General features: G+C 34.4%; 12 protein-coding genes. 10 read left to right on the top strand and 2 right to left on the bottom strand.

What is annotated here, in order from left to right; translation table 11 throughout:
• Positions 1–53 precede the first annotated feature (53 nt).
• The 9 genes from accB (at position 54) to FS85_RS0105260 (ending at position 7,526) form a co-directional block, all read left to right on the top strand.
• Positions 54–548 (top strand): acetyl-CoA carboxylase biotin carboxyl carrier protein, encoded by a 495-nt coding sequence (accB, locus tag FS85_RS0105300; RefSeq protein WP_010135055.1) that lies wholly within the window; start codon positions 54–56, stop codon positions 546–548.
• A gap of 49 nt (positions 549–597) precedes the next feature.
• A complete protein-coding gene (gene accC / locus FS85_RS0105295) occupies positions 598–1,950 on the top strand; it encodes an acetyl-CoA carboxylase biotin carboxylase subunit (protein WP_010135054.1) in 1,353 nt (450 codons plus the stop codon).
• A 71-nt stretch (positions 1,951–2,021) separates the two neighbouring features.
• Positions 2,022–2,978, top strand: coding sequence for an asparaginase domain-containing protein (locus FS85_RS0105290; protein WP_010135053.1), 957 nt, complete (start codon positions 2,022–2,024; stop codon positions 2,976–2,978).
• A gap of 109 nt (positions 2,979–3,087) precedes the next feature.
• On the top strand, positions 3,088–3,897 hold the full coding sequence (locus FS85_RS0105285; RefSeq protein ID WP_010135052.1) for a MotA/TolQ/ExbB proton channel family protein: 810 nt from the start codon (positions 3,088–3,090) through the stop codon (positions 3,895–3,897).
• 8 nt (positions 3,898–3,905) lie between these two features.
• A complete protein-coding gene (locus tag FS85_RS0105280; protein ID WP_010135050.1) occupies positions 3,906–4,346 on the top strand; it encodes a hypothetical protein in 441 nt (146 codons plus the stop codon).
• 12 nt (positions 4,347–4,358) lie between these two features.
• Positions 4,359–4,979: an ExbD/TolR family protein gene (locus tag FS85_RS0105275; RefSeq protein WP_010135049.1), complete on the top strand. Its 621-nt coding sequence runs from the start codon at positions 4,359–4,361 to the stop codon at positions 4,977–4,979.
• A gap of 10 nt (positions 4,980–4,989) precedes the next feature.
• The gene (locus FS85_RS0105270; protein ID WP_010135048.1) at positions 4,990–5,463 is read left to right on the top strand and encodes an ExbD/TolR family protein; all 474 of its coding nucleotides are present in this window, start codon (positions 4,990–4,992) and stop codon (positions 5,461–5,463) included.
• A gap of 164 nt (positions 5,464–5,627) precedes the next feature.
• Positions 5,628–6,920 (top strand): phosphopyruvate hydratase, encoded by a 1,293-nt coding sequence (gene eno / locus FS85_RS0105265; protein ID WP_010135047.1) that lies wholly within the window; start codon positions 5,628–5,630, stop codon positions 6,918–6,920.
• A gap of 126 nt (positions 6,921–7,046) precedes the next feature.
• Positions 7,047–7,526, top strand: coding sequence for a GNAT family N-acetyltransferase (locus FS85_RS0105260; protein WP_010135046.1), 480 nt, complete (start codon positions 7,047–7,049; stop codon positions 7,524–7,526).
• Positions 7,527–7,598: 72 nt separating this feature from the next.
• Here FS85_RS0105260 and FS85_RS0105255 read toward each other — a convergent pair whose 3' ends face one another.
• A complete protein-coding gene (locus FS85_RS0105255; RefSeq protein WP_010135045.1) occupies positions 7,599–8,540 on the bottom strand; it encodes an alpha-E domain-containing protein in 942 nt (313 codons plus the stop codon).
• A 6-nt stretch (positions 8,541–8,546) separates the two neighbouring features.
• Positions 8,547–10,013, bottom strand: coding sequence for a circularly permuted type 2 ATP-grasp protein (locus tag FS85_RS0105250; RefSeq protein WP_010135044.1), 1,467 nt, complete (start codon positions 10,011–10,013; stop codon positions 8,547–8,549).
• 410 nt (positions 10,014–10,423) lie between these two features.
• Between FS85_RS0105250 and FS85_RS0105245 the strand changes: the two genes are divergently transcribed.
• Complete coding sequence (locus FS85_RS0105245; protein ID WP_010135043.1) at positions 10,424–13,765, top strand: transglutaminase family protein; 3,342 nt, start codon at positions 10,424–10,426, stop codon at positions 13,763–13,765.
• Positions 13,766–13,775: the final 10 nt, after the last annotated feature.

Genomic DNA, 13,775 nt, shown 5'->3' with positions numbered 1-13,775 from the left:
GATGCATACAGTATAAATTATAAAAACAACACTTACTTAATTATCTATTGATTATGGAATTAAAGGACATTCAAAATTTGATAAAATTCGTTGCTAAGTCTGGAGCAAACGAAGTAAAGTTAGAAATGGAAGATGTTAAAATAACCATTAAAACAGGAGCAGCAGATGGTAAAACAGAAACTACCATTTTGCACCAAGCGGCACCTATGCCTATGGCAGCAGCACCTACACCTGTAGCTTCGACACAAGCTCCTGCAGCAGCTGAAGCAACACCAGCAGCACCTGCATCTAATGATGAGAACTCTAAATATGTAACCATTACTTCACCAATGATCGGTACATTTTATAGAAAACCATCTCCAGATAAACCATTGTTTGTAGAGGTAGGAGATAACGTTCAACCAGACTCAATTGTTTGTGTGATTGAAGCGATGAAGTTGTTTAATGAAATTGAATCTGAAGTTTCAGGTAAAATTGTAAAAGTTTTAGTAGAAGATAGTACTCCAGTAGAGTTTGGACAACCATTATTTTTGGTAGATCCATCTTAAGAAATAGATTTAGTTAAAGTCTAAGTACAAATTTTCTAAAAAGTAACAAATGTTTAAAAAGATATTAATAGCCAACAGAGGTGAGATTGCTTTGCGTGTGATTAGAACATGTAGAGAAATGGGGATTAAAACGGTAGCAGTATATTCAACTGCAGATGCAGAAAGTTTGCATGTACGTTTTGCTGACGAAGCAGTTTGTATAGGACCAGCACCAAGTACAGACTCTTACTTAAAAATGGCAAATATTATTGCGGCAGCAGAAATTACCAATGCTGATGCAATTCATCCAGGATACGGTTTTTTATCAGAAAATGCTAAGTTTTCTAAACTTTGTCAAGATCATGATATTAAATTTATTGGAGCCTCTCCAGAAATGATTAATAAAATGGGAGATAAAGCCAATGCTAAATCTACTATGATTGCTGCTGGTGTGCCATGTGTGCCTGGAAGTGAAGGAGTCATTCAGGATTTTGAACAATGTGAAAAATTGGCTGTAGAAGTAGGGTATCCAGTAATGTTAAAAGCTTCTGCCGGAGGTGGAGGAAAAGGAATGCGTGCTGTTTGGAAACCAGAAGATTTAAAAGATGCTTGGGATTCTGCTAGAATGGAATCAAAAGCTGCTTTTGGAAACAATGATATGTATATGGAAAAGCTAATTGAAGAGCCAAGACATATCGAAATCCAAGTTGTAGGTGATGCATTTGGTAAAGCATGTCACTTATCAGAAAGAGATTGTTCTGTACAACGACGTCATCAAAAGTTAACAGAAGAAACACCTTCTCCTTTTATGACCGATGAGTTAAGAGAGGCAATGGGAAAAGCAGCTGTTGCAGCCGCAGAATATATTAAATACGAAGGAGCAGGTACAGTAGAGTTTTTGGTAGACAAACATAGAAACTTTTACTTTATGGAAATGAATACACGTATTCAAGTAGAACACCCTATTACTGAAGAAGTAGTAGATTACGACTTAATTCGTGAACAAATATCGGTAGCTGCAGGAATTCCAATTTCGGGTAAAAATTATTATCCAAAGTTACATTCTATAGAGTGTAGAATTAATGCCGAAGATCCTTTTAATGGATTTAGACCAGCTCCAGGAAGAATAACTTCTTTTCATGCACCAGGAGGACACGGAGTTCGATTGGATACACACGTATATGCAGGTTATACCATTCCGCCAAACTACGACTCTATGATTGCAAAGTTAATTTGTACTGCACAAACTAGAGAAGAAGCAATCGGAAAAATGAAAAGAGCTTTGGATGAGTTTATTATTGAAGGAATTAAAACAACCATTCCTTTTCATCGTCAGCTAATGGACCATCCTGATTATGTTGCAGGAAACTATACAACTAAGTTTATGGAAGACTTCGTGATAGAAAAACCAGCTGTATCTTAAAAAAAGAGTATATACATAAATTAGAAAATGAGAGCTTTTAAAGCTCTCATTTTTTTATTAGTTTCATTTGTATGAAAATAGCAATTATTTACACAGGAGGAACTATTGGTATGGAAAAAGATCCAATAAGTAATTCTCTGCAACCAAGAGGTATAGAAGCGATTCAGAAATTTGTAATGCAAGAGTTTTCTAAGAAAAACATTTCATTTTTTAGTACAAAGACACCTATAGACTCTTCAGATTTTACCAAAGAAAGATTTAGCGAATTGGCCTTGATGGTAGAACAAGAGTATCATTATTTTGATGCTTTTTTAATTTTGATGGGAACAGATACTATGGCTTATGTTAGTTCTTTGCTAAGCTATTGTACAGAAGGACTGTCTAAACCCATTGTATTTACAGGAGGGCAGTTACCGTTACTCTCAGAAAAATCTGATAGTAAAGACAATCTAAAAGAAGCTGTTTTAGGATTGCTAAATCAGCAGTTTTTAAACGAAGTTGGAATCTATTTTCATCATCAATGGAGGCGTGCAGTGCTATCTACCAAGGTTGAAACACAGAATTTAGAAGCTTATATTGCTCCAAATCCTAACAAAAGAGAGATAGATTTGTCAAAAATGGAGTTTAAAATTCAAAAAAAAATAGAAGCAGAGTTCGCTATTTTTAAATTAAATCCATTTAATAGTAATAATTATTTAAAGAAAATTTTAGAATTAAATATTTTAGATGGTATCGTTTTAGAAGTGTTTGGAGCAGGTAATTTACCCGACTTTGATATGGAATTAAAACAGCTTTTTAAAGAAAAAATTTCTAAAGGATTTAGAGTAGTAATTGTAACTCAGTGCTTAAGGGGTGGAATTCAATTAGGAAGGTACGCATCCAGTTTGGTATCCGAATCTTTAGGATTTGCAAACGGAGGTAAATTAACAACAGAGTCCGCATTGGCAAAGGCATTATACTTATCAACAAAAGAGCTAAATTGTCAACAATTTCAAGCTTTCTTTGAAGAATCATTGAGAGGAGAGTGATAATAATGTTAAGAATATTTAATGATAGAATATTTTTTAAAGTAAACATTTTTTTGTTACTTGCTCATCGTTTATCAATTATCATTAATAGTATTTAATTAGAATAGAAATGAAAAAAGTTTTTAGTATCCTAGCTATTGCAGGATTAATGTTTTTAGGAACTTCAAATGCATTTGCACAAGAAGAAGAAGCTACTGTAGACTCTACAAGCGTAGCAGCAACCGAAACTGTAGCTGAAGAGCCACAAGAAGAAGCTCCAGTTGTTGAAGAAGCTCAACCAGAAGCTGAAGCAACTTTTCACCAGATTTTAAAGCAACGTTTTATTGAAGGGGGTGCTGGATTTATGGGGATTGTATTGGTTGCATTAATCTTAGGATTGGCAATTGCAATTGAAAGAATTATTTATTTAAACTTAGCAACTACTAACACGAAGAAATTAGTAGCAAAAGTAGACGAAGCATTAGCTTCTGGAGGAGTTGAGGCAGCTAAAGACATTTGTAGAAATACAAAAGGGCCTATCGCTTCTATTTTTTACCAAGGTTTAGACAGATCTACTGAGGGAATCGATGCTGCTGAAAAAGCTGTAGTTGGTTACGGAGGAGTTCAAATGGGATTGTTAGAGAAAAACATCTCTTGGTTGTCTTTATTTATCGCATTGGCACCAATGTTAGGGTTCATGGGAACAGTTATTGGTATGATTGATGCGTTTGATGCAATTCAAGTAGCAGGGGATATTAACCCAGCTGTAGTAGCAGGAGGTATTAAAGTAGCCTTATTAACTACTGTATTTGGATTGGTTGTAGCAATTATCTTACAGATTTTCTACAATATCATCATTGCAAAAGTAGATAGCATTGTAAACAAAATGGAAGATGCATCTATTTCTTTAATCGATTTATTAGTGAAATACAAAAAATAAGAAGTATTATGAGTAGTAATTTATCAAAAATATTAACTGCTGTAATACTAGTTATTGCGATTATTGGTATCGTTTTATTTGCAGGTGTATTAACCGCAGATGAAGATGCTGTAGCAGGTAGTGTAAGCCCAATGGTTGAGTTTTCAGCATGGTTGCTATACATTGCAGGTGCAATAACTGTAGTATTTGCTGTAGTTAACATTTTCAAATCTCCAGAAGATTTGAAAAAGATTGCAATCAATGTTGTCTTTTTAGCTATTGTTTATGTAATTGCTTATGTCACTGCATCTGATGCTGCTGTACTTGACGTTCAAGGACAGGTATTAGAAGGTGGAGAGGCAGGATCAACTTCAAAATTAATAAGTACCATTATTAACTACAGTGTGTATTTAGGAGCTATTGCCTTAGCAGCAGTAGGATTTGGAGGAATTAAATCAGCAATTAAATAATAATAAACAGATATGGCAAAGAGAGATATACCAGAAATCAATGCAGGTTCTATGGCAGATATTGCTTTCTTGCTACTTATCTTTTTCTTGGTAACAACTACTATGGATACCGATTCGGGTGTCTTTAGAAAATTACCTGAAAAACCAGATCCAAATGCACCAAAACCCGATGTTAAACAAAGAAATATCTTTGAGGTAAACATCAACCGTTTTGACGAATTGTTAATAGAAGACGAGCCCGCTAAGATTACAGACGTAAGACAAATGGCTATTGATTTTATAGACAACGGTGCAGGAAGAAGTGCAGAAGGAAAAATTTGTGATTACTGTGAAGGAGCAAAAGAGGAGTCTTCTTCAGAGCATCCCGCAAAGGCAATTATTTCTGTTCAAACAGCACAAACAACTTCTTACGGAATGTATATTTCTGTACAAAATGAATTGTTGGCTGCGTATACAGAATTAAGAAATAGATATGCAAGAAAATATTTAACAGGAAAGTATAGAGGTTTATCTTACGAAGACTTGTTAAAAATTCAGAAAGCTGATAAAGAAAATTTAGATGTAAAAGCTGCAATCGAAAAGGTAAAGAAAGCTTACCCAGAGATTTTAGCCGATGCAAAACCAATTAAATAATTAGAAGCGTATGTCAAAGTTTGGAAAAAAGAAAAAAGATGTGCCTGCTGTAAACACAGCAGCCTTACCAGATATTGTATTTATGCTTTTATTCTTCTTTATGGTTGCTACGACCATGCGTGAAACTACACTTTTAATTAAAGCACCAAAATTGCCTAGTGCAACAGAGGTAAAAAAGTTAGAACATAAAAGCTTGGTTAGTACAATCTATGTTGGTAAAGCAAAAGATGCATCTGGAGGAAAAGGAGACAAAATACAGTTAAATGATAAAATTTCAACTGTAAACGATGTCACTAACTTTATCTACTCAGAAAGAGATAAACACGATGCTGAAGAGCAAAAAGCAATGGTTACTTCTATCAAAGCAGATATCAAAACAAATGTTGGTACTGTTTCTGATATTAAAGATCAGTTAATTGAAGTAAATGCTTTAAAGATTAGTTATTCATCCGGAACAGGAGATGTATCTAACAACTTTAAATAATTTAAAAGGCAGTGATTTTTCACTGCCTTTTTTTATCTTCAACCAAGTACATTGTTAACGAATAGGTTTTCGAAACAATTCAATTTTATTGTACTTTTCATTTTACATGTTGTGTATCTTGCACAGCATAAACTTTAATAATAATAATTTTAAATCATAAACTTATGAGCGTTATAGTTAACATTCATGCAAGACAAATTTTGGATTCAAGAGGTAACCCAACTGTAGAAGTTGATGTAGTTACCGAAAACGGTGTATTAGGAAGAGCTGCTGTACCTTCTGGAGCTTCTACAGGAGAACACGAAGCAGTAGAGTTAAGAGACGGTGGTGATAAATACATGGGTAAAGGTGTGTTAAATGCTGTTAACAACGTAAACACTGTAATTGCAGAAGAATTGATAGGGTATTCTGTTTTTGAACAAAATGCTATCGACAAAGCAATGATCGAATTAGATGGAACTGCTAACAAAGCTAAATTAGGAGCTAACGCTATTTTAGGTGTTTCTTTAGCGGTTGCTAAAGCTGCTGCTAACGAATTAGAAATGCCTTTGTACCGCTATGTAGGTGGGGTTTCTGCTAATACTTTACCTGTTCCTATGATGAACATTGTAAACGGTGGATCTCACTCTGATGCTCCTATCGCATTTCAAGAGTTTATGATTATGCCTGTGAAAGCAGAGAACTTTACGCATGCAATGCAAATGGGAACTGAAATTTTCCATAATTTGAAAAAAATCTTACACGGACGTAACTTGTCTACAGCAGTTGGTGATGAAGGAGGATTTGCTCCTACTTTTGACGGAACAGAAGATGCTATTGAGACTGTATTGGCTGCTATTGAAAAAGCTGGTTACAAACCAGGAAATGAAGTAATGTTGGCACTAGACTGCGCTTCTGCTGAGTTTTATGAAGAAGGAAAATACAACTACGCTAAATTTGAAGGAGAATCTGGTGCTGTAAGAACTTCTAAAGAACAAGCTGAATACTTAGCTGAATTGTGTGAGAAGTACCCTATTATCTCTATAGAAGATGGTATGGACGAAAATGACTGGGATGGATGGAAGTACTTAACTGAGCTAGTTGGAGGTAAAGTGCAATTAGTAGGAGACGATTTATTTGTAACTAACGTTGAGCGTTTGTCTACAGGTATTGAATCTAATACTGCAAACTCTATCTTAATTAAAGTAAACCAAATTGGTACTTTAACTGAAACTATTGCAGCTGTAAACATGGCTCACAACGCTGGTTACACTTCTGTAATGTCTCACCGTTCTGGAGAAACTGAAGACAATACTATTGCTGATTTAGCAGTTGCTTTAAACACAGGACAAATTAAAACTGGATCTGCTTCTCGTTCTGACCGTATGGCTAAATATAACCAATTGTTAAGAATTGAAGAAGAATTAGGAGAGGTAGCTTACTACCCACAAGACAAAGCTTTTAAAGTAAAAAGATAATTTTTACCACAAAATATCAAAATAAAGCAAAGCCTTCCTTTTTAGGAAGGCTTTTTTGTTAACTTTCGTACTTTATCTAGAAAAAATCTATTTTTTGAATAAGAATACATGTTAAATTAGAAAAGAATGAATTATACCATTAGAAAAGCAAAACGTAAAGATGTGCCCACCATTTATAGTTTAATACAAGAATTGGCTGTGTTTGAAAAAGAACCAGAAGCTGTAGAAATTACAGTTCAAGATTTAGAAGAAGATGGTTTTGGAGAGCAACCAAAATTTGAAGTCTTTATTGCAGAAAATAATGAGAAAGTATTGGGTATGGCCTTGTTCTATTACCGTTATTCTACCTGGAAAGGAAAAACGATTCATTTAGAAGATTTAATTGTAAAAGAAGATGCAAGAGGTAAGGGGGTTGGGAGATTGTTGTACAATGAAGTCTTAAAGTATGCTCATCAACTACAGGTGCGTAGGGTAGAGTGGGCGGTATTGAACTGGAACACACCCGCAGTTGAATTTTATAAAAATTCTGGTGCTGATATTTTTGAAGATTGGAGAATAGTACAAATGAACCAACAACAATTAGACGATTATATCAAACATATATAATTAAAAAAAACTCAAAGGCTAATAGTCCTTTGAGTTTTAAAAGTGGGAGAAAGATAGTATTGGTTATAAGATTTAATAGCTAAAAAATTCTTCTTCTATTCGGATACTGATTTCAGTAATTTTATCTATTATTTCTTCAATAAAATCTGCAAAACGTCCTTCAATTTCATCAATAGAAGTGTAACTATATTCGCATCTAATTTTATTGATTAAAAAAGAGGAACTGTCTCTTTTTTCATTTTTTGTTAATATCTTTATGTATTTGGCAGCACTATTTAAACTACTCATTACAGAACGAGGACAGCTTGGGTTTAGAATTAAAAAGTCTAATGTGTCAGCACTAGTCGGTGCTTTTTTATAATAGCGTTTCATCATGTCAAAAGACTGAATGGACTTTAGCAGTGTGGTCCACTCGAAGCTATTGGTAAAACTATTGTGGAATTCTGTTTTTGATGATTTGGCATCCACATATTTGGTGTTGATGATTCGGATTACCTGAGAGGCTCTTTCTAAATTCATTCCCAATGAAATAATGGCAAAAGCTTCGTCGTGAATAAGGGTCTCAATAATTTTACCACGTAGCAAAATAATTCCTCTAGACACTGCTGATGTAAATTCGTCTAGGCCATTGGCAACAAAATGTTCGCTTGGATAGTTGGTAATGTAGTGGTGTAAGCTGTTAATAGACTCAAAAAGCTCTGTAGAAAGCAAGTCTCTAGAGCCGCTTGCATTTTCTCTGGCACACTTAAAACAATTAAGTATAGAAAAGTCATTATCGGGATTTAATCCAACATCATACAATACTTTTTTTTCATCCGTTACATTCTTGTCCTCGGCTATTTCTCCACTTACAAGAAATAAGATAGATTTTAATACAAAATTTCTGGATTGCGAAACTTCGCTGGGAGCATCTAAAGAAGAGAAGTAGTTTACATTCATAAAACGAGCAATGTGCTCTGTTCGCTCCAAATACCTTCCCATCCAAAATAGATTATTGGCAACTCTAGCTAGCATATTTTCTTATTTTTTTAAGACCCAAGTATCCTTAGATCCTCCTCCTTGAGAAGAGTTTACAATTAAATTTCCTCTTTTTAAAGCTACACGTGTTAGCCCTCCTTTCAATACAAACTGTTTGTCTTGTCCTAATAAAGTAAATGTTCTAAGGTCTATGTGTCTAGGTTCAAAATTTTGTTCTTCATCAATATAAGTGGCGTGGGTAGATAGCGACATGATAGGTTGCGCTATGTATTTTCGAGGATTTTCTTTAATTACTTCTTTTACTTTTTCAATCTCCTCTTTGCTCAATTTATTTCCGATAGAGATACCATATCCACCAGATTCATCTACAGGTTTAATAACCAAATTGGCAATGTTATTTAGCACGTAATCTAGCTCTTTAGAGTTGCTGCAATGGTAAGTGTGTACATTATTTAAAATAGGATCTTCGCCTAAATAGTATTTTATAATTTGAGGCATATAAGTATAAATAGCTTTGTCGTCTGCCACTCCTGTTCCTGGTGCGTTTACCAAACAAACATTTCCCTTTTTATAAGATTTAAACAAGCCTTTAACTCCAAGAACACTATCAGGGTTAAATTCCATCGGATCTATAAAGGCATCATCTATTCTTCTGTAAATAACATCAACTTTTTTAGGTCCATAAATAGTTTTCATGTATACAAAATCATTTTCTGTAAACAAATCTCTTCCTTCTACCAGTTCTATTCCCATGGCTTTGGCTAAGTAGGAGTGCTCGTAATATGCAGAATTATAAATTCCTGGAGTAATAACAACACAAGTAGGGTTATCTACTCCTGTAGGTTTTACCGACTGCATAATGGTCAATAAATTTTCGGCATAATTATCTACAGTATAAGCTGGATAATGATTAAAAGCACCGTACAAAGTTCTTTTTAGAGCAGCTCTGTTGCTTATTACGTAGCTTACACCCGAAGGACATCTTATGTTGTCTTCTAGCACATAATAATTACCGTCATTGTGTTTGATTAAATCGGTACCTGAAATATGATTATAAATTCCGCCAGGAGGTTTTAGGCCTTCCATTTGTTTTAAATAATTGGCAGAAGAGTTGATGAGTTCTATAGGAACTACCCCTTCTTTTATGATAAGTTTTTCGTGATATAAATCTTTTAAAAATAAGTTAAGGGCTACACTTCTTTGCAGTGCACCGGCTTCTAAATGTTCCCATTCGTCGGCAGAAATTATTCTTGGAAACAAGTCAAAAGGAAAAACTTTTTCTTTAATTTCTTTTGCTCCATAAACCTGAAAAGTAATTCCCTGATTTAAAAAAGAAGCTTTGGCTTTCTCGTTTAGTAATTGGAAGTCGTCAATTTTATATTCACTAAATAAATTAAATAAGGTTTCGTAAATAGACCTCACCTTTTTGTCTTTGGTAAATATCTCATCATAGAACCTGTCGTTAAGATCGTAAGATGAAAAAATAGGTAATTCTTTATACTCAGTCATTTTTAATTTTTTATATCATGAAAGTTAAAGATTACAATTGAATGTAATGTTCCCATTTGCGTGTAGTTTCTCTGTTTTTATACCTGTTCTATTACTGCTAAAAAACACATTAAGATACGTAAAATGCTGTCTGTACCCTTTGTTTAAACCTATAGTTTTACTTATTAAAATAGACAATTTTAATAGTTTCATTAAGCATCTCTTTTTTATACTAATACTAGTAAAATATTAGGGAATAAAAGCGTATTAATGTTAAGAAAACGTAAACGATATTGTTTGAAAATGAACATGTTATTAATTCTTTCTAGTGATAAAAATTGGTCTAATTTCATACAGGAATTTTAGTAATTTAGTCTAACTATGATACCCAAGAATTGCTTGTAAAGAAGCAACTATAAAAACAATAAAAAATGGCATTGAAAGTTGTAATATCTCACAAAACCAAGTACAAGTATGATCGCTCGGTAAGTTTATCTCCACATATATTTAGATTAAGACCCGCACCGCATAGTAGAACACCAATAGAATCTTATTCGTTAAAAATACAACCAGAAGAACATTTTTTTAATTGGCAACAAGATCCTTTTGGAAACTATCAGGCAAGGGTTGTTTTTCCTGAAAAAACCAAAGAACTATCTATTGATGTAGAGATTGTAGCAGATTTAAAAACTATCAATCCATTTGATTTTTTTGTAGAAGAAAGTGTAGAAGAATTCCCTTTTAAATACACAGAAGAGGTTAAAAAAGAACTGCTTCCTTATTTAGAAATTAACGACAAAGGGCCTTTGTTAATAGATTTTATCAAATCGATTGATTTTACGCCTAGAAAGACCATTTACTTTTTAATAGATATCAATAGAAAAATAAATGAGTTCTTAAAATACAATATCCGTATGGAACCAGGCGTACAAACTTGTGAAGAAACCATACAACTAAAAACAGGATCTTGTAGAGATTATGCGTGGTTGCTAGTACAAGTAGCAAGACATTTAGGCTTTGGAGCCAGATTTGTATCAGGATACATTGTACAGCTTACCGCTGATGAAAAATCGCTAGATGGACCTTCAGGACCTGAACAAGATTTTACAGATTTGCATGCTTGGGCAGAAATTTATTTACCAGGTGCTGGGTGGATTGGTTTTGATGCAACATCAGGTTTGTTAGCAGGAGAGGGTCACATTCCTTTGTCGTGTACCCCACATTACGCAAGTGCAGCCCCAGTTACAGGAGCTTCGGATAAATGTGAGGTAGAATTTGAGTTTGAGAATTCAGTGACTCGAATTTTAGAGTCGCCAAGAGATACCAAGCCATACACAGAAGAGCAATGGAAAGCGATTGATGCGTTGGGTAATAAAGTAGAAAAAGACATACAAGAAGGTGATGTTCGTTTGACTATGGGAGGTGAGCCTACGTTTATTTCTATAGACGACATGGAGTCTGAACAATGGAATACAGATGCCGATGGAGCACACAAAAGAAAGTTGGCAAATGATTTAACCGAGCGTTTGTTGCATAAATTTGGTAAAGGAGGCATGTTGCATCACGCACAAGGAAAATGGTACCCAGGAGAACCTTTACCAAGATGGGAAATACAAATTTATTGGAGAAAAGACGGAAAAGTAATTTGGGAAAACGAAAAGCTATTATCGTCTTTTTCAGACAATCCAAAGGTACCAAAAGGTACAGATAAAAAATTTATGGAAATCTTGTGTGATTATTTAAACATAGACAAATCACACATAAACCCAGCTTACGAAGATGCTTTTTATATGTTGTGGGAAGAAGGACAGCTTCCTGCAGATATTGATATATCTAAAGAAAATAGTGAGGAACTGATTCGAAAAAGAATTGCGGAAATTTTAGAGAGAGGAACACATAAAGCTGTAGGATATGTATTGCCTTTAAATAGACATCAAGAAAAATGGTTTACAAGCCAGTGGTCGTTTAGACGTAAAAACTTGTTTTTAACCCCAGGTACATCTCCCGTAGGGTTAAGATTGCCTTTAGAATCTCTATTATCAGACCCTGACTATGGTGTGTTTCCATTTTATCAACCTGATTTGTTTAAAGAAAACAATCCTTTACCAAACTATCAAAAGTTGGTAAAAGAACGTTATAAAGACTTTAAAGAAAACGGACTTGATAACAAAAAGCCAAGGTATTTTGTAAAAACAGCTTTGTGTACTGAAATAAGAGAAGACAAACTGTATTTGTTTTTACCTCCGTTTAACACAATTGATGATTTTTTAGATTTGATGGCTTCTATAGAAGCTACAGCTAAAAAATTGAACGTTCCTGTAATTATAGAAGGGTACAATCCACCGCACGATAACAGAATAGAATCTATGAAGATTACTCCAGATCCAGGAGTAATAGAAGTTAACGTGCATCCTACCAAAACCTGGAAAGATTTGGTAAACAATACCATGACTTTGTACGATGAAGCAAAGCAGGTTCGTTTAGGAACCAAAAAATTTATGATTGATGGAAAACATACGGGAACAGGTGGTGGAAATCATGTAACTTTAGGAGGAGTTACTCCGTCAGATAGCCCTTTGCTAAGAAAGCCTAGCTTGTTAAGAAGCTTATTAACCTTTTGGCAACATCATCCTAGTTTGTCTTATTTGTTTTCTGGAGCATTTGTAGGAGCAACTAGCCAAGCACCAAGAATAGACGAAGCTAGGATGGAAAATTTATACGAGTTAGAAATTGCTTTTAGCCAAATTCCTAAAGGAGGAGAGGTTCCGTATTGGTTAACAGATCGTTTGTTTAGACATTTGCTAACAGACCTTACAGGAAATACACACAGAGCAGAATTTTGTATCGATAAAATGTATTCGCCAGATTCTTCTTCAGGAAGGTTGGGAATTTTGGAGTTAAGAGGGTTTGATATGCCACCACATCCGCAAATGAGTTTGGTACAAATGCTTTTGGTTAGAACCCTTGTTGCTTGGTTTTGGAAAGAACCTTACGAGCACAATTTAGTTCGATGGGGAACACAATTGCATGATAAATTTTTAATAGAACATTTTGTAAGAGAAGATATTAAAGATATTGTAGAACAACTAAACGAGGCAGGATACGAGTTTGAAGAAAGCTGGTTTGATCCCTTCTTTGAGTTTAGATTTCCATTGCATGGAATGGTTGATATCAATGATATTCATTTAGAATTAAGAGCAGGAATAGAGCCGTGGAATGTATTGGGTGAAGAAATGACAGGAGGAGGAACTGCTCGTTATGTAGATTCTTCTTTAGAAAGATTGCAAGTTAAGGTAAGTAATTTTGTAAACGAAAGGTATGTGCTAACCTGTAATGGGGTTAAAGTTCAGTTACAGCCAACTTCTATAAAGGGAGAATATGTAGCTGGAATTAGATACAAGGCATGGAATCCGTATTCAGCCTTACATCCTACTATTGGAGTAGATACTCCTTTGGCTTTTGACGTTGTAGATACTTGGAACAAAAAATCTATTGGAGGATGTAAATACTTTGTAACTCATCCAGGAGGTAGGTCTTATGAAACATTCCCAGTAAATACCCTAGAAGCGGAGTCTAGAAGAATCAATAGATTTTGGAATATAGGAGAAACACGACCTACAACAAGCGGTTCTTTTGAAAGGAATACGCTTCAAGAAGAAAGAGAAGTACAAGCCGCTACAATTCAAGAACAAAAAAAGAAAGGAGAATATACATATATTACCATTCCTGTTGATCCAGAATTTCCAAATACCTTAGATTTGCGTAAAAAATAGAACATCGTAA

Origin of the sequence: Ochrovirga pacifica (assembly GCF_000220525.1) — a bacterium.
Taxonomy (GTDB): Bacteria; Bacteroidota; Bacteroidia; order Flavobacteriales; family Flavobacteriaceae; genus Ochrovirga; species Ochrovirga pacifica.
This window is presented reverse-complemented; position numbering and strand designations above follow the sequence as displayed.